Origin of the sequence: Streptomyces sp. 3211.6, assembly GCF_003634815.1 — a bacterium.
Taxonomy (GTDB): Bacteria; Actinomycetota; Actinomycetes; order Streptomycetales; family Streptomycetaceae; genus Streptomyces; species Streptomyces katrae_A.
Window position 1 is genome coordinate 1,581,962 of sequence record NZ_RBXC01000001.1, and the last position, 21,978, is coordinate 1,603,939.

Genomic DNA, 21,978 nt, shown 5'->3' on the forward strand with positions numbered 1-21,978 from the left:
GCCGCCGCTCAATCGGAGACGGGTGAAATGGAGACAACGCTGCGAGGCGTCGGCGTGAGCCACGGTGTGGCGATCGGCGAGGTGCGGCACATGGGTACGGCCGTGCTGGAGCCGCCGGCGAAGCAGATCTCCGCGGACGAGGCGGAGCGCGAGCAGGGGCGCGCCCGTCAGGCCGTGGAGGCCGTGTCGGCCGACCTGATCGCGCGCGGCCAGCTGGCCGGCGGCGAGGCCCAGCACGTGCTCGAGGCCCAGGCGATGATCGCCACGGACCCCGAGCTGATGTCGGACGTGGACCGGCGGATCGTCGTCGGCAGCACGGCCGAGCGGGCCGTGTACGACGCGTTCGCGTCCTACCGCGACCTGCTCGCGGGGGCGGGCGAGTACATGGCCGGCCGGGTGGCCGACCTGGACGACGTGCGCAACCGGATCGTGGCGCGCCTGCTGGGCGTGCCGATGCCGGGTGTGCCGGACAGTGACGAGCCGTACGTGCTGATCGCGCGGGACCTGGCGCCCGCGGACACCGCGCTGCTGGACCCCGCGCTGGTGCTCGGTTTCGTGACCGAGGAGGGCGGCCCGACCAGCCACAGCGCGATCCTCGCGCGGGCGCTGGGCGTGCCGGCCATCGTGGCGCTGCCGGGTGCCGGGGAGATCGCCGAGGGAACGGTCATCGCCGTGGACGGCAGCACCGGTGACCTGTTCGTGGAGCCGACCGCGCAGAAGCGGGCCGAGCTGGAGGCCGCGGCCGCCGAGCGGAAGGCGGCGCTGGCCGCCTCCTCCGGTCCGGGCGCCACCTCGGACGGTCACAAGGTGCCGCTGCTGGCGAACGTGGGCGGTCCGGCGGACGTGCCCGCGGCGGTGGAGGCCGGGGCCGAGGGCGTGGGTCTGTTCCGCACCGAGTTCCTGTTCCTGGACGACAGCAAGAAGGCTCCGTCCGAGGAGAAGCAGATCGAGTCGTACCGCAAGGTGCTCGAGGCCTTCCCCGAGGGCCGGGTGGTCGTGCGCGTGCTGGACGCGGGCGCCGACAAGCCGCTGGACTTCCTGACCCCGGCGGACGAGCCGAACCCGGCGCTGGGCGTGCGTGGTCTGCGTACGCTGCTGGACCACCCGGAGGTGCTGCGTACGCAGCTGACGGCGCTGGCGAAGGCGGCGGAGGGGCTGCCGGTCTACCTCGAGGTCATGGCCCCGATGGTGGCCGACCGGATCGACGCGAAGGCGTTCGCGGACGCCTGCCGCGAGGCCGGTCTGGTGGCGAAGTTCGGTGCGATGGTGGAGATCCCCTCCGCCGCGCTGCGGGCGCGTTCGATCCTGCAGGAGGTCGAGTTCCTGTCGCTGGGCACGAACGACCTCGCGCAGTACGCCTTCGCCGCCGACCGTCAGGTCGGTGCGGTGTCGCGGCTGCAGGACCCGTGGCAGCCGGCGCTGCTCGACCTGATCGCCATGTCGGCGGAGGCCGCCAAGGCGGAGGGCAAGAGCTGTGGTGTCTGCGGTGAGGCCGCGTCGGACCCGCTGCTGGCCTGTGTGCTGACCGGTCTGGGGGTCACCTCCCTGTCCATGGGTGCCGCTTCGATCCCGTACGTGCGGGCGACGCTCGCCAAGTACACCCTCGCGCAGTGCGAGCGCGCGGCGGCGGCCGCGCGGGCCGCGGACAGTGCCGAGGAGGCGCGGGTGGCGGCGCAGGCGGTGCTGTCGGGCGAATAGCCGGGCGCGTGTCGTACCGGCCGAGGGGCCTTCGCCGTGGGCGGGGGCCCCTCGGCCGTTTTCCGGAGGGCCGAGGGGAGGGCTACGGGGAAGGTCGAGGGGTTACGGCCGGCCGTGGGGGCCGGGGGCGTCGACCTCGTAGCCGGGGCAGTACTCGACGCCCGGTTCGGGGGCGACGGGGTCGCCGGTGTCGGCGTCGGTGCAGTAGGCGTCGAACACCGCTGCGGCGGAGAGGGGCAGCAGGCGGCCGTGGTCCAGGCGCCAGCCGTGGACCCGGTCGTGGAAGCCCTCGGTGCTGCTGCGCAGGACCAGTCCGCCGGCGCCGCCGAGGGCGAGGCCGGCGGCCAGGACGGTCACGAAGTCGAGCTGGTCGCGGCCCTCGGCGCGCAGGGGTGCGCCGGGTTCGGCCGCCGCCTCGGCATGCAGGACGGCGATGAGCTGCTGTTCGTCCGTGGGGATGCTGCAGACGAGGTGGTGGTGGCCGGGGCCGGCACCGTCGACGAGGCGGCTCACCAGGGCGGAGGCCCGTTCGAAGGAGGCCCGGCCGATGTCCTCTCCGCAGTCCGCGCACTCCCCCACCCCGGCGAGCACGGCGCCGGCGTACTCCCAGGTGGCCTGGCGGGCGGCGGCGTCGAGGAGGAGGGGTACGAGTTCCTCGACGGGCTGGCCGGCGTAGGGCAGGGCGGGGCCGCAGGCGAGTTCGGCGGTGAAGCGGGTGCGCGTCGGGGCGCTGTCGGGGTCCAGGCCGTGTTCGGCGCAGTAGTGCTCGTACTCGTCGGGGTCGAAGAGGGCGACGGTGGTGTGGATGCCCTGGGCGGCGAGGGAGCGCAGCAGGGCATCGACGTGCCGGAGGTAGTCGGCGTATTCGTCGTGGTGGTCGAAGGCGAAGCTGCGGTAGTCCCGCATGGCCGCGAAGTCCCGGGCGTCGGCGAGGAGGCCGACGGTGCTGGGGACCTCGCGGCGCAGCTCGCGGCGGAGGCGGGAGGCGGCTCGTGACGGCTTGGGCGTGGTGTTCATGGTTTCCCCCTGAGTGGCGCGCCGGGCGGCGCGACGGCTTGCTCACTCAGAGTAGTCACGACCACTGACAGTCACCTCCGGGTGCGGCCGAGCTCCTCGTAGAAGGCGAGCAGGTCCGGGTTGTCGACCGAGCCGGGGTTGACCGCCTTGGCCATCGGGGTGCCCTGGAGGAGGCGCTTGACGGGGACCTCGATGCGCTTGCCGGTGAGGGTGTGCGGGACGGCCGGGACCTCGATGACCTCGTCGGGGACGTGGCGGGGGGAGAGCTGCTCGCGGATCGTGGCGGCGATCTTCTTGCGCAGGGTCTCGTCGAGGACGGCGCCGGGGGCGAGGTGGACGAAGAGCGGCATCCAGTAGCCGCCGTTCGGCTCCTCCAGGCCGATGACCAGGGATTCCTTGATCTCGGGGAGGCGCTCGACGGCCTCGTAGATGTCGGCGGAGCCCATCCGGACGCCCTGCCGGTTGAGGGTGGAGTCGGAGCGGCCGTGGATGACGACGGAACCCCGGTCGGTGATCGTGATCCAGTCCCCGTGGCGCCAGACGCCGGGGAACATCTCGAAGTAGCTGTCGCGGTAGCGGCTGCCGTCGGCGTCGTTCCAGAAGTGGATCGGCATGGAGGGCATGGGGGCGGTGACGACGAGCTCGCCGACCTCTCCGGTGAGCGGCTTGCCGGAGGGGTCCCAGGACTGGAGGTCCGTGCCGAGGCAGGCGGCCTGGAGTTCGCCGATGTGGACGGGGAGGGTGGGGACGGCGCCGGCGAAGCAGCTGCACACGTCCGTGCCGCCGCTGACGGAGGCGATCCACAGGTCCTCGGCGACCTCGTCGTGGAGCCAGCGGAAGCCGTCGGGCGGCAGCGGGGAGCCGGTGGTGGCGACGCACTTGACGGCGGAGAGGTCGAAGTCGCGGGACGGGTGCACCTCGGCCTTGTTGCAGGCCATGACGTAGGCGGCGGAGGTGCCGTAGAGGGTGGCCCGGGTGCGTTCGGCGATGCGCCACTGGGCGCCGGTGTCGGGGAAGCCGGGGCTGCCGTCGTAGAGGACGACGGTGGTGCCGGTGAGGAGGCCGGAGACGAGGAAGTTCCACATCATCCAGCCGGTGGAGGTGTACCAGAAGAACCGGTCTTCGGGCCCGAGGTCGCAGTGGAGGCCGAGCTGCTTGAGGTGTTCGAGGAGGATCCCGCCCTGGGACTGGACGATCGCCTTGGGCGCGCCGGTGGTTCCCGAGGAGTAGAGGATCCACAGGGGGTGGTCGAAGGGGACCGGTTCGAAGACGGGTTCGGTGGCGCCGGAGGTCAGTTCCGACCAGGCGCGGGTGCCCTCGGGGGCGGGGGTGCCCAGGAGCGGGATGTGGACGACGGCGCGCAGGGAGGGCAGGCCTTCGCGCAGCTCGGCGACGGTCTCGCGGCGGTCGTGCTCCTTGCCGCCGTAGCGGTAGCCGTCGACCGTGAACAGGACGACGGGTTCGACCTGCTCGAAGCGGTCGAGGACGCTGCGCGCGCCGAAGTCGGGGGCGCAGGAGGTCCAGACGCCGCCGACCGCGGCGGTGGCGAGGAGGGCCACGACCGCTTCGGGGATGTTGGGGAGGTAGCCGCTGACCCGGTCGCCGGGGCGGACGCCGAGGGCGCGGAGTTCGGCGGCGAGGGAGCCGACCTGGCGGCGGAGCTCGGCCCAGGTGACGGGGGTGGGTTCGTGGGTCTCGTCGACGTGCAGGAGGGCGGGGTCCTGGGCGCGGGCGGGGTCCTCCGCGGCGCGCAGGGCGTGCTCGGCGTAGTTGAGGGTGGAGCCGGGGAACCAGCGGGCGCCGGGCATGGAGCGGTCGGCGAGGACGCTCTCGTAGGGGGTGGTGAACCGTACGTCGAACCATTCGGCGACGGCCTGCCAGAAGGTGTCGAGCTCGTCGACGGACCAGCGGTGCAGCGCCGGGTAGCCGCCGTCTGCGGGGGCGCCGAAGCGTTCGGCGGCCCAGGCCTGGAAGGCGGTGACGCGGGCCGCGGCGATCCTGTCGGGGCCCGGGGACCAGAGGGGTTCCGGCTGTGTGGCAGAGGTCATGGGTCGGCTCCCGGTCAAGTCTGTGGCTCGCGCTTCGTGTGCGTACGGTGCCACCGGTGCGTCGGTGTGCGCGCGGCGGCCCACTGGGACGATGCCATGTGATCGACATCCGCACCAGAGCCGTCCCCGGCGCCCGTGCCGTTGCCTTCCCGGGTGAACGGCAGCTGAACGCCGCCCGCTCGGCCGGGGGCCGGTGGCAGGGTGACCGTCATGGACGGTCGTGAACTGGTGCGTGCGGTGAAAGAGATCGGTACGGCGCGCGGGCGGCGCGCCTGGCGCGCGGTGCTGCGCCACCGGCGGACGGACGCGGAGGGACTGGTTCCGCGGGGTGCGGAGCGGGCGCGGGTGCCGGGGCCGCTGGAGGGTACGGAGCCGCGTCCGGGCGGGGGCGTGCTGCGGTTCGCGCGCAGCCGGCTGACGGTGCGGGTGGGGGTGGGCGGTGCGGTGTTCTGGGGCTGGGACGGGGCGGGGCCGGAGCCCTCGTACGCGGTGCTGGGCGGGGGCCCGGAGCCCGATCCGCGGGCGGTGCTGGAGCCGGACACCGGGGGTGGCTGGCGGGTGGTGTCGGAGCGGGTGACGGTGGCGGTGTCGCGGCACGGGGCGCTGGAGGTGCGGACGCCTGGCGGGGCGGTGCTGCGGCGGGAGCTGCCGCCGCGGTGGTGGGATCCGGTGGAGGGGGCGGGCGGGGGCGGCTCGCGGTGGCTCCAGCGGGCGGAGGTCCAGGCGGACGCGCGGTTCTTCGGGCTGGGCGGGCGGGCGCGGGGGCCGCGGCTGCGGGACGGGGAGTACCGGCTGTGGAACACCGATCCGAAGGGCGGGTTCGGGCCGGACACCGATCCGCTGTACATCACGATGCCGGTGCAGGTGGTGGTCGCGGACGCGGGGACGCACCTGGCGTTCTACGACAACACGTGGGACGGGCGGGTGGTGCTGCGCGAGGGTGAGGAGGGGGCCGGGTCGGGGGCGGACCGGCCCGGGTGGAGCGAGCTGCGGCTGGAGGGCGGGCCGCTGCGGTGCTGGGTGCTGGTGGGGACTCCGGCGCGGGTGGCTCAGGGGTGGGCGGGGCTGACGGGGGCGCCGGCGGTGCCGCCGGAGTGGGCGCTGGGGTACCAGCACGCGCGGTGGGGGTTCGGGAGCGCGGCGGAGGTGCGGCGGGTGGTGGCCGGGTACGCGGAGCGCGGACTGGCGCTGTCGGCCGTGCACCTGGACATCGACCACTACGACGGGCACCGGGTGTTCACGGTGGACCGGGAGGCGTTCCCGGACCTGCCGGGGCTGGCCGGGGAGCTGGGCGCGGCCGGGGTGCGGCTGGTGTCGATCGTGGACCCGGCGGTGAAGGCGGGGGACGCGGTGCACGCGGCGGGGCTGGAGGTCGGGCCGCACGGGGCGTTCGTGCGGGACGGGAAGGGGCGGGAGGTGCGGGGGGAGGTCTGGCCGGGTGAGTGCGCCTATCCGGACTTCACGGATCCGGCGGTGCGGGAGTGGTGGGGGCGGCTCTACGGGGAGCGGCTGGCGCAGGGGTTCTCGGGGTTCTGGCACGACATGAACGAGCCCGTGTCGTTCGCGCCCTGGGGGGACGCGACGCTGCCCCGGTCGGCGCGGCACGTGCTGGAGGGCGCGGGGGGCGACCACCGGGAGGGGCACAACGTGTACGCGCTGGCGATGGCCCGGGCGGGGTGGGAGGGGCTGGTGCGGCTGCGGCCGGCCGAGCGGCCGTTCCTGTTCTCCCGGTCGGGGTGGGCGGGGATGCAGCGGTACGGGGGGACGTGGTCGGGTGACGTGGAGAGCAGCTGGGAGGGGCTGCGTGCGTCGCTTGCGCTGGTGCTGGGGCTCGGCCTGTGCGGGGTGCCGTACTCGGGGCCGGACGTGGGGGGTTTCGGGGGTTCGCCGTCGCCGGAGCTGTACCTGCGGTGGCTGGAGCTGGGGGCGTACCTGCCGCTGTTCCGGACGCATTCGGCGATATGGGCGGGGCGGCGGGAGCCGTGGGAGTTCGGGCCGGAGGTGGAGCGGGAGGCGGCGCGGGTGCTGGCGGAGCGGGAGCGGCTGCGGCCGTACTTCGTGACGCTGGCGCACCTGGCCCGGCGGACGGGGGCGCCGTACGTGCGGCCGCTGTGGTGGGGGGCGCCGGAGGACCGGCGGCTGCGGGACTGCGAGGACGCGTTCCTGCTGGGGGACGCGCTGCTGGTGGCGCCGGTGCTGGAGTGCGGGGCGGACCGGCGGGCGGTGCGGTTGCCCCGGGGGCGGTGGTACGACACGGCGACGGGGGCCGCGCACGAGGGGCCGGCCCAGGTGCTGCTGGACGCCCCGCCGGGGCGCACCCCGGTGCTGGCGCGGGCGGGGTCGGTGCTGCCGGTGCGGCGTGCGGACGGCTCGGTGGGGCTGGAGGCGTGGGCCCCGGCGCGGGGGCGGACCGGCGGCGGGGTGGTGATCCGGGACCCGGGGGCGGGGTTCGGGGCGGGCGAGGTGGAGCGGTACACCGTGCGGTGGGCCGGGGAGGCGGTGGTGGTGGCGGACGAGGCGGGGGGTGTGGTGAGCGGGGTGGAGGTGCGGGGGTGTAGGGGGTGGACCGCCGTTGCCCTGGCCGGGCGTGAGGTTGCGGGCCAGAGGAGGGTGGACGGGCAGTGCCCGGCGGGCGGGGTCGGGGGCGGTGCCCGGTCCGGGGAGCTGGGGTGGGGTGCGGGGCGGGCTTTGGTGTTCGGCGCTTCGGGCCGGTCGAGCGGTTGGTGCGGGGCGGCCGGCGGGGTCAGGGACGGCCAGGGCCGTGCCCGGTCCGGGGAACCGGGCTGGGGTGCGGGGCCGGGGCGGGCTTTGGGCCGGGAGTGTCCGCCGTGAGTGCGAAGGCCGCTCCATGCCCACGGCGCCGGCTCCGGCGGAGCCATGGGCGTCGGGGTGACACCGATCGGGGCCAAGGGCGGGGCGGTCGGCGTGGTGCGGGCCGATCACTCGGCTCCGGCCGCGATCATTTCGTCGCAAGGTCAGGCCGCACCTCAAGGCCGGCGCTCGCCCCGGCCGGACGGGACCCTCGTGGTCGTCACCCTGTCCCGCATGGCCGACGGGGTGCACCAGCGAACCTGTGACCGCCCACCCACCCGGGACTCCAGGGAAGGCACGCATGACAGGCAGGGACGATGCCGTTGGCCGGGTGATCGCCGGGCGCTACCGGCTCCAGCGCAAGCTCGGCGTCGGCGGCATGGGGCGGGTCTGGCTCGCCCACGACCGGGAACTGGCGTGTGACGTCGCCATCAAGGAGATCGCCTTCCCGCCCGACACCCCCAGGGCGGAGAGGGAATCCCGGATCAACAGAGCCCGCGGCGAGGCACGGCACTCGGCGCGACTGCGTGGCAACCCCCACGTGGTCACGGTGTACGACGTCGTCGAAGAAGAGGGCCTTCCCTGGATCGTCATGGAGTACGTGCCCGGCGCGAGCGATCTGGGCCGGGTGGTGGACGAGTACGGTCCGCTGCCACCGGCCGAGACCGCGCGGATCGGTCTGGCCGTGCTCGACGCCCTGTCCCAGGGCCACCGGCTCGGCATCCTCCACCGGGACGTCAAGCCCGCCAACATCCTGTTGACCGGTCCCGTCACCGACGGTTCGTCCGCCGGGGACGGCGGGCGCGTCATGCTGGCCGACTACGGGATCGCCCTTCAGCAGGACTCCGGTGAGCCCCGGCTCACCACGGCCTCCGGAGTGATCGGAACCCCCCGCTACATCGCACCGGAACGGGCCCATGGATCGGCGCCGACAGCGGCGTCGGACTTGTTCTCGCTCGGTGCCACGCTGTACTTCGCGGTCGAGGGCCAGGGCCCTTTCGACCGGGATTCCGACGTGTCCACCCTCACCGCGCTCCTCTTCGAGGAACCGTCACCGCCACGGCGCGCCGCGGACCTGTCACCCGTCCTGCTGGGGCTGCTGTCGAAGGATCCCGGGCAACGGCTGGACGGGGAGACGGCGGCCCGTCGCCTCGCCGTGATCGGCACGGAGCCGCAGCGCACCCCCGCACCGCCCCCGCCGGAGCCCCCCACCCATGTCGTCCCGACGCCCGACCAGGCTCCGACGCGCACCGCTCCCCACCGGCCGCCGGCCCGGCAGGAGCCCGCGCCGCCCGTCCCGCCGGGGCCGGAGAAGTCCCGGCCCCGACCACCCGCGGGACCGCTCCCGACGCGCCGGAACGGCCCGGTCGAACCGGGTGGGCGCCCGTCCCGCAAAGGCCGGTGGATCGTCGCCACGACGGCTGCGGCGGCCGTGCTGCTGGTCGGCGGCATTCTGTGGGCGACCCTCCCCACGCACGAGTCCGCGCAGAATCCGTCGACGGACGCTGCCAGTCCAGCCGTCGGCGTGAACGCCTGGGCCAAGCGGTTTTGCGACCCGGCCCAGCCCCAATTGCAGAAGATCAGCAACGCCAACGCCGCGATCCAGCGTGCGAGCGCAGCCGGCGCCAAGCCGGCAGACGTCAAAAGGACCGATTCCCAGGCGTTCCAGCAGATCTCGGAGGCGTACGGGGCGCTGAGCACCGCACTCCGAAACGCGGGCGCCCCGCCCGTCAAGGACGGCCCGGCAACCCAGCAGGGCGCCGTCAAAGAGTACGAGGACAGAGCCGCCGCCTACGCGGACATGAAGGAGAGAACGGACGCGCTCGACGCCAACGACCAGGCGAAGTTCGCGGAGGGTCTCCAGGCGGTGGCGGACCAGTTGAAAAGCCTGCACGACTCGAGTGGCGGCGCCGTGCAGAAGCTCGAGTCCGGAGAGTCCGGTGCGGCACTGTCCGCCCAGCCCGGCTGTCAGGCGTAACAGCCCGCGAACCAGGCGTTGGCGGCCTGGGTGTGGAGGGGGAAGGCCAGGTCCGTCGGGGCGTGGAGGACGTGCCAGCCCGTCGTCTCGTCGGTGGGCTTCGAAGGCGGGAGGGCCGAGGCCGGGCGGGCCGGGAGGAGGCCGAAGAGGAGGAGGTGGCCGTGCGGGGAGCTGAGGGCGTCGGCGAGGGTCACCTCGGTCGCGGGGGCCTCGATGCCGGTCTCCTCGCGCAGTTCGCGGACCACCGCCTCGCGCCAGTCCTCGCCGAAGTCGATGAATCCGCCGGGCAGGGCGATGCCGCCCTTGGCGGGTTCGATCGTGCGGGTGATGACCACCAGGCCGGTGCCCGAGGCGTCCTCGACGGGGAGCAGGGCCACGGCCACCGGGAGCGGGTTGCGGTAGGTGGCCGTGCCGCACGCGGTGCACGTGCGGGGCCAGTCGGCGGTGTCGAAAGGGGCTCCGCAGGTGGAGCAGTGCGAGTCCCTCAGCTGTACCGGCATGCGGTGATCGTATGCCAAGGGCCTGCGGGGCGAGGCGGGTTGGCGCCTCCTGCCGCTGTGCGCCCGGGGTCCGGCGTGGCAGACTTCTGACGGATCGTCAGGTTCGGGTATTCCGGGAGGGGTCTTGGCACGCACACGTACACCCGTGGTCAGCGGCTGGTTCGCCGATACGCCGGGCGGTTTCCGCCTGCTCGGGACGCGGTGTTCCGCCTGCACGGCGGTGTTCTTCCCGCGCGAGGACGCCTACTGCCGCAATCCCCGCTGTCCCGGCGGCGGTTCGCTCGTGGAGGTGCCGCTGTCGCCGCGCGGCCGGGTCTGGTCCTACACGGACGGCCGCTACCGGCCGCCCGCCCCGTACGTGTCGGATCCGGACGCGCCGTGGGAGCCGTACACGCTGGTCGCGGTGGAACTGGAGGCGGAGGGGATGGTCGTGCTCGGGCAGGCTGCGCCCGGGGTGACCGTGGCCGGCCTGGCGGTCGGCATGGAGGTGGAGGTGGTCGGCGGGGTGCTGAACGAGGACGCCGGGACCACCTGGACGACCTGGCAGTTCAAGCCGGTGGAGGGGGCGCGGTGAGCGGGCAGGCCGGCGGGGAGGTCGCCGTGCTGGGTGCCGGGATGCACCCGTGGGGCAAGTGGGGCCGCAGCTTCGTCGAGTACGGGCGGGCCGCCGCCACGGCCGCGCTCGCCGACGCCGGGCTGGAGTGGACCGACGTGGATTCCGTGGTCGGCGCCGACACGGTGCGCGGCGGCTACCCGGGCTATGTCGCGGGGGCCACCTTCGCGCGGGCGCTCGGCTGGCAGGGCGCCCGGGTGACCAGCGTCTACGCGGCCTGCGCCTCCGGGGCCCAGGCCCTCGGGGCGGCGCGGGCGCAGATCCTGGCCGGGCTGGCCGACGTGGTGCTGGTGGTGGGTGCGGACGCCGCGCCGAAGGGGTTCTTCGCCCCGGCCGGCGGTGACCGGCCGGACGATCCCGACTGGCTGCGGTTCCGGGTGCTGGGGGCGACGAACCCGGCGTACTTCGGGCTCTACGCGCGCCGCCGGATGGCCCTGTACGGGGACACCGGTGAGGACTTCGCGCAGGTCAAGGTGAAGAACTCGGCGGCCGGGGCGCTCAATCCGAACGCCCGCTACCGCAAGGCGGTGACGGCCGAGGAGGTGGCGGCCTCCGCGGTGGTCGCCGATCCGCTGCGGCTGCTGGACATCTGCGCGACCTCCGACGGGGGCGCGGCCCTGGTGCTGTCCGGCATGGAGTTCGCGCGGGCGCGCGGGGTGGCCGACCCGGTGCGGATCCGGGCGGTGTCGACGGTGACGCCCACGTATCCGCGTACCGTGCTGGACCTGCCGGACATCGCCACCGACTCGGTGGTGGCCGTGGCTGCGGCGGCGGGCTCCTTCCGGGCGTCGATCGCACGGGCGGCGTACGAGGAGGCGGGGGTGGGGCCGGAGGACCTGTCGCTGGCCGAGGTGTACGACCTGTCGACCGCGCTGGAGCTGGAGTGGTACGAGGACATCGGCCTGTGCGGTGAGGGCGAGGGGGCCAAGCTCGTCCGGGAGGGGGCGACCGCGCTCGGCGGGCGGGTGCCCGTCAACGCCAGCGGAGGGCTGGCCTCCTTCGGGGAGGCGGTGCCGGCACAGGCCATCGCCCAGGTGTGCGAGCTGACCTGGCAGCTGCGCGGGACGGCGGGGGCCCGGCAGGTGCCGGGGGCGCGGGTGGGGATCACCGCGAACCAGGGGTTGTTCGGGCACGGCTCGGCCGTCGTGGCGGTGCGCTGAGAAGTGCCGGGTGCCCTTCACCAGCGGGCGGGGCGGGCCGGGAGAAGTGCTGTCGCCGGGGTGCTTGACGCTCCCCGGCGGCGGGTTCACACTCTCCCCACGGTCCCGCGCCGGGACCCCCGCAGCCCCCCATGTGAGCCGCGGCCCGTACCCCAGTCGGCGGGGGTACGGGCCGCCTCCACGCGCTCGGTCCGGTCAGGCTCCGGCCGTCAGGCTGGCCCGGCGGGCCCGGGCCAGCGACATGGCGTGTTCCACGACTCCCACCAGCACGTCCTTGACCGATTCGCGGTCGCGGGCGTCGCAGAGCAGTACCGGCACCTCCGGGTCGAGGTCGAGGGCCTCGCGGATGGTCACCACCGGATGGCGTTCGGCCCCGTCGAAGCAGTTGACCGCGACGAGGAACGGCAGGCCGCGCCGCTCGAAGTAGTCGATGGCGGCGAAGCAGTCGGCGAGCCGTCGGGTGTCGGCGAGCACGACGGCACCGAGCGAGCCCTGGGAGAGCTCGTCCCACAGGAACCAGAAACGGTCCTGGCCGGGGGTGCCGAAGAGGTAGAGCACCAGGTCCTCGCGGAGGGTGATGCGGCCGAAGTCCATGGCCACGGTCGTGGTGCTCTTCTGCTCCACTCCCCCGGTGTCGTCGATTCCGACGCCCGGCTCGGAAAGCGTCTCCTCCGTCCGCAGCGGACGGATCTCGCTCACCGCACTGACCAGGGTGGTCTTGCCCACCCCGAAGCCTCCCGCGACCAGGATCTTCAAGGTCAGCGGTTCGACCGGCGAGACGGCGTGCATCGCACCGGTGCGGCTAGAGCGCCCGAAGGCCATCGATCACCTCACGCAGAATGGATTCGTCGGGCAGTTCGGCCGGTGGGACCGGCCGGGTCACGTGGACCAGGGAGTCGTCCACGAGGTCGCCGATGAGGACCCGGACGACGCCGATGGCGAGGTCCAGGTCCGCGGCCAGCTCGGCGACGGACTGGGGGCGTTCCCGGCACAGCCCGAGGATGTGGGCGTGTTCCGGGGACAGGGTCAGGTCCCAGACCGGATCGTCGGCCGCCGGTTCGGCGACGACCAGGGCGATCAGGTCGAGGCGGTGCCGGGCGGCGTGCTGGGTCCGGCCCCGGGTCATGGCGTACGGGCGTACGACGGGCCCCGCCTCGTCGTCGAACCAGTGCGGGTGGCCGCCCCCGTGCGCCGCGCCGGGGGTCCCGGCGGGTGCCGGGGAGTCCGGGAGGTGGTCGTGGCCTGGATCGCTCATACGGTCCGACTCACCCTCCGGCTGGCAGCCCGGTGCGCGGGGCGGTCGCCAGGTGGTCGCCGACGCGCTTGACCATGAGGGTCATCTCGTAGGCGACCTGGCCGACGTCGGAGTCGGAGTCGGAGAGCACGGCCAGGCAGCTGCCGTCGCCGGCGGCCATCACGAACAGGAAGGCCTCGTCCAGCTCGACGACGGTCTGGCGGACCCGGCCGGAGTCGAAGTGCCGGCCGACGCCCTTGGCCAGGCTGTGGAAGCCGGAGGCCACGGCCGCCAGGTGTTCGCTGTCCTCGCGGGTCAGGTCCTTGGAGCTGCCCGTGGGCAGGCCGTCGCCGGAGAGGACCACCGCCTTGCGGATGCTGGCCACCTTGTCGACGAGTTCGTCCAGGAGCCAGTTGAGCGGGCCGGGGCCGCGGCCCCTGCTGTCGTTTCCGTTCTGCGGTGCGGTCATCGACCGTCCCCTTCGTTCTCGTGCGCGGGACCGGTGGCGGCGGGGGTGCCGTCGCCGGTCTCGGACTGCTGTGGTGCCTGCTGCTGGGATTGCTGTGCTGCGTACTCCCTGCGCCCCGCCGTCCAGCCGCGCTGGAGGGCGGACATGCGGGCGCGTACGTCCTCGGCGTCGCGGTCGGTCGGCGGCGCGGGGGCTTCGGGCTCGGCGGGGGCCGGGGCGTTCTTCAGCTGGGGCGCGAGGTTCGCCTGGCGGACCCGGCGGGGCAGCCCGCCCGGGCCGGCTGCCGTACGGGGCGCCTCGGGGCCGGTCTGCGGCCGGTCGGGGGCCGGGGCGCCGGCCGGGCGGGGATCGACGCGGCGGCCGTGCTCGGCGACCAGGGTCGGGGTGGGGCGGCGGCGGGGCAGCGGGACGGCGCCGGAGCGGGGGCCGTCGGGGCGGACGGCGTCCAGGTGCGGGCGCTCGGCGCGGATGGGGCCGGTGGGCGCCTGGGGCTCGCGGTCGGCGCCGCCCCGGGTGCGGGCCGCCCGGCCGGGGGCGGACTCCGGGCCGGTGTCGCGGGCGCGGCCCCAGTCGCGGTGGCGGTCGGCGCTGCTGTCGCCGATCCGGTCGCCCTTCCAGGTGCCGCGCTCGCCGCCGCCCCGCCGCTCGCCGTCGGGGCGGCCCGCGGAACCCGGGCCCAGCAGGGCGCTGCGCGGGGTGCCGCCGGGCGGGGTCTCGTCGTCGAGGGTGGCCATGGGAGGGCGGCCGCCGACCCCGGCGATACCGGTGATGGTGTCGTCCAGGTCGTCGATCCCGTCGAGGTCGTCCGGCCCCTCCAGGCCGAGGAGGCCGAGCGGGCCCTCCAGCTCGACCGGGCCGTTGAGAACCCCGGCGGGCAGCGGGCGGGCCGAGGCGGCGCGGTCGAGGGCGGAGGCCACGGTCCGGCCGGACCCCCGGGCGCCGGGGGCGGCCTTGACGCCCTTGACCGCCGCGGGGCCCTTGGCGGCGCGTACGGCGTCGAGGCGGATGCCCGTGCCGTTGGTGTCGGGGGCTTCGGTGAGGAGTTCGGCCGGGAGGAAGACCACGGCGGTGGTGCCCCCGTACGGGCTGGGCTGGAGGGCCACCTTGATGGCGTGGCGGCGCGCGAGGCGGCTGACGACGAACAGGCCGAGGCGGTCGGTGTCGGAGAGCTCGAACTCGGGGGTCTCGGCGAGCCGCAGGTTCGCGTCGAGGAGGGCTTCGGGGTTCATGCCGAGGCCGCGGTCGTGGATCTCCAGGGTGAAGCCGTTGGCGACGCGTTCGCCGTGGACCTGGACGGCGGTGTGCGGCGGGGAGAACACCGTGGCGTTCTCCAGCAGTTCGGCGACCAGGTGGGTGACGTCGGCGACGGCCGGGCCCTCGATGCCGATGCGCGGCAGGCGGCGCACCTCGATGCGCTCGTAGTCCTCGACCTCGGCGACGGCGGCCCGTACGACGTCCATCAGCTGGACGGGCTTGCGCCACTGGCGGGAGGGGGCGGCGCCGGAGAGGATCACCAGGCCCTCGGCGTGCCGTCGCATGCGGGTGGTCATGTGGTCGAGGCGGAACAGGTCCGCGAGCTCCTCGGCGTCCTCGGTGCGCCGTTCCATGGTGTCGAGCAGGGTCAGCTGGCGGTGGAGCAGCACCTGGTTGCGGCGCGCCAGGTTGACGAACACCTCGGACACACCGCGACGGAGCTCCGCCTGCTTGACGGCGGCTTCGACGGCGGCGCGCTGGAGGCTGTTGAGGGCGAGGGCGACCTGGCCGACCTCGTCCTTCTCGAACTCCAGGCGGGGCGCCTCGGTCTCCACGTCCACGCTCTCGCCGGCGGCGAGGCGGCGCATCACGCTGGGCAGGCGGACGCCGGAGGCCTCGGTGGCGTCCTTGCGCAGCTGGGAGAGGTCGCGGATCAGGTCGCGGCCGATGCGCACCGACAGGAAGAGGGAGAAGGCGAGGGCGATGAAGCCGAGGACGCCGGCGAGGGCGGCCTGGACGAGGACGCTCTGCGCGACGGGTTCGACGCGCTTTTGGTAGCGGTCGCCGGCGGCGGTGCCCATGGTGGCGAGGTCGTCGAGGACCTTGTGGGCGGCCTCGTCCCACTGGGCGGCGGTGACGGTGCGCGGGTTCTTGACGGCGCCCGCGCTGATGAACCGTTCCTCCGTGTCGCGCAGCGCCTTGCTCTCGGGGCCGTTCCAGTACTGCTCGAAGAGCCGGCGGTCGTCGGCCGGGAGGATCGCGAGGTTGAACTCGTAGAGCAGGGAGCGGTTGGCGGCGAAGGCGGAGACGCGGCGGACGTCGCTGGTGGCGACGTTGCCGGCGGCGAGGGTGGAGGCGATGACCGCGTCCTCGCGGGACAGGGTCTCGCGGGCGCGGGTGATGCCGACGAGGGCGCGGCCCTGCTTGTCCATCTCCACGTTCTCCAGGGCGTGGAGGTTCATGAGGAAGTCGTAGCAGGGGTCGACGAGCCGGCTGTAGAGGTCGAGGGCCGTGGTCGGGTCGAGGTCACTCGCGTCCACGGAGCGGCGCAGGGCGGCGATGCCGTGGAACGCGTCGAGGATGGAGCTCAGGCGCTGCCGGGCGGCGGGGCTGAGTTCGTCGAGGACCTCGGGGTCGGTGGCGTTCGAGGTGATCTTGCGGACCATCTCGTCGGTGGCGGCGCGGCTCCTGGTGAGCTCGGCGGTGGCCGCGACGGCGCGGGGGTCGCCGAGGACGACGAGGGTCTGGCGGCGCTCCTTCTGGAGGACGCGGACGACGTCCTCGATGGGGTAGCCGACCTTGCCGATGACGTAGGCGACGTCGAGCAACTGCACTGCTTCGCGGCCGGTGATGACCGTGGAGAAGCCCCAGAGCGCGGTCAGGGAGACGAGCGGCACCAGCAGCAACGCCACGATCTTCCGGCGGATCGACTTCCCGCGAAAGCGCATGGCCTCCCCAGCCTCCCCCAGCTCAACCCCGTTGCGCGGGGTCGGTGTTCCGTCGTTCAAACGGCGTGAGCCTACTACTGCCGCGCAGCGGCCTCGAAGGCGTGTCCGGACGTTTTCGGCCTGACCCCTGGACGAAGATCACGAGTTGTCCGATACTTCCGGTCAAGTCCGGCCCGATTTGTGGCAGATGACACTTGGTGGGGTGTCGGTTCCCCTTGAGCGATGGATGGCTGGAACTCTTTGATCCGGAACCGGGCGGGGGTGCGGGGGCGTCCGGGATGCGGGAATCTCCGGGAACCTCCGGGCGGGGCCGGCCGTTGGGTTCGGCGGGTGAGTGGAGCGGCGCATGAGGGCTTACGAGGACGAGGCGGGGGACGGGGACGGCTCCGGGGCATGGGCCTCCGGCCGGGGGCTGTGGGTGGAGGAGCCGGCCCGGCGGCGGCGCCTGCCGGATCCGGTGCGGGCATCGGCGGTGCGGGCGGTGCTGATCGTGGCGGTGACGCTGACGGAGGCGTCGGTCACGTTCTTCCTGGTGCTGACGGGGTCGTGGCTGGCGTTGCCGATGGTCATCGGGGGAATAGCGGGGACGGTGGTGGCCACGTGGGCCGTGCTGGATGTGTGGATCACGCGGCAGATGTGGAACCAGCGGCACGGGGTGGTTTCCGAGCCGAGTAGTGCGGCGCGGGGGGACTGAGGTCCTTGCCCCGCGGGACGGGCGGGGCGGGGGCGCGGGCCGGCTCGGCCGCGCAGCCGGGGAGGCGCCCCCGGCTGCGAGCCGTGCGAGCGGCGGGTCAGGAGGGGGTGCGGCGGAACATGCGGGTCGCGGTGATTTCGCCGTGGATGGCTTCCGGTTCCTGGGACGGCTGCGGGAGGCCCGGGCGCAGGTGTTCCTCCACGCTGATGTACTTCAGGCCCGCCCTCAGGTCCGCGTCGTTGCGCAGGCGGATGACCAGCGGGAACTCCGCCAGGGCCGTGGTGTCGAAGAGGCCCGTGGTGTAGAGGAGCTGGACACCGAGGGCGTCGGACACGGCCCGCTGGAGCTCCAGCAGGTAGGTGGCGTTGGCGCGCCCGATCGGGTTGTCCAGGAACAGCGTGCCCGCGTGGCGGTGCTTGTCGCGGCCGCGGTCGTTGCTGCGCAGGGCCGCCATCGTGCAGTACAGGGCGATGGCGGCGGTGAGCAGCTGGCCGCCGGAGAAGACGTCGCCCATCTGGCCGACGGGGACGCGTTCGGCGCGCAGGACCGCGTCCGGCTTGAGGATCTCGACCGCGATGCCCTTGGGTTCGAGGGCCGCCTGGACGCCCCGCAGGAGGAGGGACATGCCGTCGCGGCGGCCTTCGCCGAAGGCGGCGTTCTTCTTGACCGCCGTGCGGGTGGCCTCGTCGATGACCTCGCCCAGGCGCTCGGTGAGGGTGGCCTGGTCGGGTTCCTCGAAGCGGATCCGCAGGAACTCCTGGCCCGACCACTCCCCCAGGCCCTCGGGGAGCTGGGAGAGGCGCTGGGCGGAGCGGAGGGTGGCCAGGGCCGACTCCACCAGGCCGCGCAGCCGGTCGACGATGCTGTCGCGGTTGCGTTCCAGCTGGGCCAGCTCGTCGGTCAGGACGCGCAGGCGCGGCGCGAACGCGGCCGCCCAGGCGGCGGCGTGCTCGGGGAGGGCGGAGGCGGGCAGTTCGCGGATCTGCTGGCGCGCGGGGGTGCGCACCTGCTCGTAGCGGTTGGCGTTGGCGTGCCGGACCAGGACGTCGCTCGCCTCGCGCACGGCCGCCTCGGCGGCGGAGAGCTCGGCGGCGCAGGCGCGCAGGGAGCGGCGGGTGTCGGTGGCGGACTGGCGGGCCTCCTCCAGGGTGCCCTGGTGGGGCGCCGGCTCCTGCTCGTCCTCCGGGTGGGTGTGGTCGCGCAGCAGGTCCCGCAGCAGGGCGGCGGTCTCCTCGAAGCCTCCGGCGCCCTCCTCGGCGGTGCGGTGGGCGCGCAGCAGGTCCGCGTGGGCGGCCCGGGCGCTCTCCACGGCGGCGGAGTGCGCGGCGAGCTGGGCGGTGGCGGTGCGCAGCAGGCCCTGGGCCTGTTCCACGTCGGCCGGGACCAGTTCCTCGGGCAGCTCGGTGTGCGCCTCGCCGTCGGCGGGGGCGTGCCGTTCGGCCTCGCCGCGCAGCCGGCCCAGCTGCTCGCTCGCGGCGGAGGCGCGGGACTCCAGCATCTGTACGAGGGCCTCGGCGCGGGCCGCGGCGGCCTGCCGGGAGGGGCCGTCGGCGCCGTCGGTGCCTTCGAGGAGCTGGGCGGCGCGGGTGCGGACCTTGTTGGTGAGCCGGTCGAGTTCCGCGAGGGCGGCGCTCTCGTCGCTCTCGGCGCGGGCCTGTTCGGCGCGCAGGTCGGCGCCGACACCCACCTTCTCGTAGAGCCGGGAGGCGGCCCGGTAGGCCTCGCGGAGGTCGGGCAGGGGGACCCGGGGGCCGTCGCCCTCGGGGAGCTGGTCGGGGGCTCCGGCGATCTCGGCGCGTTCGGCGCGCAGGGCGCGGGCGGTGCGGCGTGCGTCGTCGGCGGCGCGCTGGGCGGCGCGGCGGTCCTCGTCCGCGGCGCGGGCGCGGTCCAGGCAGGCCTCGGCCCGGGCCTCGGACTCGGCGGCCTCCTCGGCGAGTTCACGGACCCTGGCCTGCCAGCCGGAGCGCTCGCGCAGGCGGTGGGCGAGGCCGGCGAGGGCGTCGGCGGCGCGGCGGGCGCGCTGGGCGGTCTCCTGGCGCTCGTCGCGGACCCGGGCCGCGTCGGCGGCGGCCTCGTCCGCCTCGGCGCGGACGGTACGGGCCTCGGTGAGCTCGGCGTCGGTCTCCTCGGCGAACGCGCGTGCGGCGGCGGCCTGTTCGGCGAGTTCGGTGAGGCGGCCGGGCGGGCAGCCGGTGCGCCAGGAGTTGAGGCGGGCGGCGAGTTCGCGGTCGCCGGCGAGGCGGGCGGCGAGTTCGCGGATCTCGGTGTCGCGCGCGGTGGCGCGGGCGCGCAGGGCCTGGCGTTCCTCGTCGGCGGCGTGCTCGTCGTGCATGGCCGGGTTCGGGGGTACGAGGAACACCGCGTCGGAGCCGTCGGCCGGGGGGACGGGTGCCAGCAGGGCGGCGGCCGTGCCGACGGCGACGGTGGAGCGGGGCAGCAGGGCGGCGCCGGAGAGGACCTGGCGGGCCCGGCCGTGGGTGTCGGGGTCGGTGATGATGACGCCGTCGACCAGTTCGGGGCGGGCGGCGAGGACGGCGGCGTGGTCGGCCGGGGCCACGGCCTGGGCGAGGTAGCGCCAGCCGGGCAGGGCCGGGATGCCGTGTTCGCCGAGGTACTCGACGGTGGCGAGGACGTCGGGGCCGGGCGGGAGCAGGCCGCCGTCGCCGAGGGCGCCGAGGATGCGGGAGTCGTCGGCGGCGGCGGTGCGCAGCTCGAACAGCTGGCGCTCGGCCGCGCCGACGGTGTCGGCCAGGAGCTCGCGGAGGGTGTCGGCGTTGCGGTCGAGGTCCTCGGCGGTGAGGGCTGCGGCGGTGGTGGTGCCGGCGGTGGCGGTGCCGGCCTGGGGTGCGCCGGCCTGCGCGGCGGAGCCGGGGGCGCCCGGTGCGCCGTCGGCGGCGGCGTGGCCCGCCGTACCCGCTCCCGCCGCGGCGGCCGGGGCGGCTCCGGCGGGTGCGCCGGTGCGGGGGTGCGGGAGGAAGGCCTCGGGGACCGTCGGGAGGCCGAGGAGCTCCGCGAGGCGCGGGGCCGCCGCCAGGGAGGCGGCCGCACGGTGCTCCGCGGCGTGGGCGGCCTCGGCCGCGTCGGCTGCGTCGGCGGCGCGGGCGGCGGTGAGCTCGGCGCGGGACTCGGCGCCCGCGGCCTCGCGGGCGGCTTCGGCGGCGGCGCGGGCGGCCTCGCGGGACTCGTCCCAGGCGGCCACGGCGGTCTTCTCGGCGTCGCTGGCGGCCAGCGCGGCGCGCGCCGGGTCGGCGTCGGGGGCGGTGTCGTCGAGCCAGCCGGCGCGGACGGCTTCGGCGGTCTCCTGCTGGACCTCGGCGAGGCGGGCCCGCAGGTGTTCGGCCTCGCTGCGGGCGCGCTGGGCGGCGGTGGCGGCGGAGGTGGCGTCGCGGTGGGCGGTCTCGCCGATGGCCTGGAGTCCGGCGGAACGCTCCTCCTCCTCGTTGGCGGCCCGCTCGCCCTGTTCGGCGGCGGTGTGCAGGGCGCGTACGAGTTCGGCGGCGGCGGTGGCGCGGGCGGCGAGCGCCGGGGCCGCGTCCCGTTCGGCCTCGCGGATCGCGGCGGCGACGCGGGCGGAGCGGTCGGCGGCGGCGCGGTGGCGCAGGACGGTCTCGGCGGCCTGCCAGGCGGAGTGCAGGGTGCGGGCTTCGAGGAGTTCGCGGCGCTGGGCGGCGGCGGCCTTGTCGGCGACGGTCAGGGCCAGCGAGGCGTGCCGGTAGGCGAGTTCGGCGGAGACGGCGGCGCTGCGGGCGCGCTGCTCCTCGGCGGCGGTGACGGCGTGGGCGGCGCCGGTGACCTGCTGGGCGAGGTCGGCGGCGCGGCCGCGTTCCCCGGCGGCGCGGGCGGAGAGGCGGCGGGCGAGGGTGCGGGTGCGGCGTTCGGCGCCGGCGTGGACGTCGCGCAGCCGGGAGCGGGTCTCGGCGGCCTCCACGATGCGGGTGAGCAGGTCGACGGAGCCCGCGGTGAAGTCGCGTTCGGCCATCAGCTCGGCGCGGCGGCCGAGTTTGTTGCCGAAGCCGTGGACCAGGTCGGCGAGGCCGTCGGTGTCACGGGTGTCGGTGACGGCGCGCAGCAGCAGGTCGGTGAAGTCGGAGTCCTTCTTGACCGCGAACAGGCCGGCGGCCTCGCCCTCGTCGGCGTTCATCTCGCGCTGGTAGCGGAAGAGTTCGGGGTCGAGGCCGAGTTCGGTGAGGTGCTCGTTCCAGCGGTCGTGGATCTCCTCCCAGGACACCTCCAGGTGCGGGTAGGCCTTGCCCGCCTCCGTGATCGCGTCGCGGAAGCCCTTCATGGTGCGGCGGCGGCCCTGGGCACCGGAGGCGCCCTCGGCGGGCGGGCGCACGGAGGTGGCCTCGGCGACGGGGAGGCTGTCCAGGCTCAGGCCCGGGCCGGGGCGGAAGGAGTACCAGGCCTCGGCGAACTTGCGGGGGTCGTTGGAGACCTGGCGGCCGCGCCATTCGCTGACCTTGCCGACGACCACGCACTCGCCGGTCTGGGTGTGCTGCCACTCCAGGGCGACGTGGCCGCAGTCGTCGGCGAGGAGGAACTTGCGCAGCACGCCGGAGCTGGCGCCGCCGAGGGTGTTGCGGTGGCCGGGGAGCATGACCGAGAAGATCAGCTTGAGGAGGACGGACTTGCCGCCGCCGTTCTCCAGGAAGAGCACGCCCGCGGGCGCCGGGCGGCGGGGCGGGCCGGTGGGCTCGTCCTCGAAGAACTCCGCCTGGGTGGGCGCCGGATGGGGCACCGGCTCGCCGACTCCGCGCAGGTCGAGCACGGTGTCGGCGTAGCGTGCGCCGGCGGGCCCGATGGAGTAGAGGCGGATCCGGGACAGCTCGTACATG

At 75.0% G+C, this 21,978-nt stretch carries 14 protein-coding genes; 6 read left to right on the top strand and 8 right to left on the bottom strand.

All coding sequences use genetic code 11. The features are described from left to right. Positions 1-27: 27 nt before the first annotated feature. Positions 28-1,698 carry a phosphoenolpyruvate--protein phosphotransferase gene (gene ptsP, locus BX286_RS07395; protein WP_079424822.1) on the top strand — a complete coding sequence of 557 codons (1,671 nt, stop codon included), beginning with the start codon at positions 28-30 and terminating at the stop codon, positions 1,696-1,698. Between the two features lie 102 nt (positions 1,699-1,800). Here the strand turns inward: ptsP and BX286_RS07400 are convergent, their stop codons facing one another. After that, positions 1,801-2,715, bottom strand: coding sequence for a hypothetical protein (locus BX286_RS07400; protein ID WP_121014754.1), 915 nt, complete (start codon positions 2,713-2,715; stop codon positions 1,801-1,803). Between the two features lie 71 nt (positions 2,716-2,786). Further along, on the bottom strand, positions 2,787-4,763 hold the full coding sequence (locus BX286_RS07405) for an acetoacetate--CoA ligase (protein ID WP_121014755.1): 1,977 nt from the start codon (positions 4,761-4,763) through the stop codon (positions 2,787-2,789). A 210-nt stretch (positions 4,764-4,973) separates the two neighbouring features. Here BX286_RS07405 and BX286_RS07410 point away from each other — a divergent pair, with 210 nt between their 5' ends. Further along, positions 4,974-7,595 (top strand): glycoside hydrolase family 31 protein, encoded by a 2,622-nt coding sequence (locus tag BX286_RS07410; RefSeq protein ID WP_261993380.1) that lies wholly within the window; start codon positions 4,974-4,976, stop codon positions 7,593-7,595. 280 nt (positions 7,596-7,875) lie between these two features. Beyond that, the gene (locus tag BX286_RS37830) at positions 7,876-9,552 is read left to right on the top strand and encodes a serine/threonine-protein kinase (RefSeq protein WP_121014756.1); all 1,677 of its coding nucleotides are present in this window, start codon (positions 7,876-7,878) and stop codon (positions 9,550-9,552) included. Here BX286_RS37830 and BX286_RS07420 read toward each other — a convergent pair. Beyond that, a complete protein-coding gene (locus tag BX286_RS07420; RefSeq protein WP_079424829.1) occupies positions 9,543-10,052 on the bottom strand; it encodes an NUDIX domain-containing protein in 510 nt (169 codons plus the stop codon). The genes BX286_RS37830 and BX286_RS07420 overlap by 10 nt on opposite strands. A gap of 124 nt (positions 10,053-10,176) precedes the next feature. Here BX286_RS07420 and BX286_RS07425 point away from each other — a divergent pair, with 124 nt between their 5' ends. Next, positions 10,177-10,626 carry a Zn-ribbon domain-containing OB-fold protein gene (locus BX286_RS07425; RefSeq protein WP_185117250.1) on the top strand — a complete coding sequence of 150 codons (450 nt, stop codon included), beginning with the start codon at positions 10,177-10,179 and terminating at the stop codon, positions 10,624-10,626. After that, complete coding sequence (locus BX286_RS07430) at positions 10,623-11,825, top strand: lipid-transfer protein (protein ID WP_187344106.1); 1,203 nt, start codon at positions 10,623-10,625, stop codon at positions 11,823-11,825. The genes BX286_RS07425 and BX286_RS07430 overlap by 4 nt, the downstream gene beginning before the upstream one ends. Positions 11,826-12,020: 195 nt before the next feature. Here the strand turns inward: BX286_RS07430 and BX286_RS07435 are convergent, their stop codons facing one another. Genes BX286_RS07435 through BX286_RS07450 form a run of 4 tightly spaced genes read right to left on the bottom strand, consistent with a single transcriptional unit; the run spans position 12,021 to position 16,449 of the window. Then, positions 12,021-12,647, bottom strand: coding sequence for an ATP/GTP-binding protein (locus BX286_RS07435; protein WP_079424832.1), 627 nt, complete (start codon positions 12,645-12,647; stop codon positions 12,021-12,023). Beyond that, entirely contained in the window at positions 12,628-13,080 is a 453-nt protein-coding gene (locus BX286_RS07440; RefSeq protein WP_079424834.1) for a DUF742 domain-containing protein, read from the bottom strand. The genes BX286_RS07435 and BX286_RS07440 overlap by 20 nt, the downstream gene beginning before the upstream one ends. Positions 13,081-13,090: 10 nt before the next feature. Next, the gene (locus BX286_RS07445) at positions 13,091-13,528 is read right to left on the bottom strand and encodes a roadblock/LC7 domain-containing protein (protein ID WP_100865124.1); all 438 of its coding nucleotides are present in this window, start codon (positions 13,526-13,528) and stop codon (positions 13,091-13,093) included. Further along, positions 13,525-16,449: a nitrate- and nitrite sensing domain-containing protein gene (locus BX286_RS07450; RefSeq protein ID WP_121014757.1), complete on the bottom strand. Its 2,925-nt coding sequence runs from the start codon at positions 16,447-16,449 to the stop codon at positions 13,525-13,527. The genes BX286_RS07445 and BX286_RS07450 overlap by 4 nt, the downstream gene beginning before the upstream one ends. Positions 16,450-16,795: 346 nt before the next feature. On the opposite strand from BX286_RS07450, the gene BX286_RS07455 reads away from it, so the two are divergent. After that, positions 16,796-17,143 carry a hypothetical protein gene (locus tag BX286_RS07455; RefSeq protein ID WP_398898285.1) on the top strand — a complete coding sequence of 116 codons (348 nt, stop codon included), beginning with the start codon at positions 16,796-16,798 and terminating at the stop codon, positions 17,141-17,143. 97 nt (positions 17,144-17,240) lie between these two features. Here the strand turns inward: BX286_RS07455 and BX286_RS07460 are convergent, their stop codons facing one another. After that, positions 17,241-21,977 (bottom strand): hypothetical protein, encoded by a 4,737-nt coding sequence (locus BX286_RS07460; protein WP_121014758.1) that lies wholly within the window; start codon positions 21,975-21,977, stop codon positions 17,241-17,243. Between the last annotated feature and the right edge of the window lies 1 nt (position 21,978).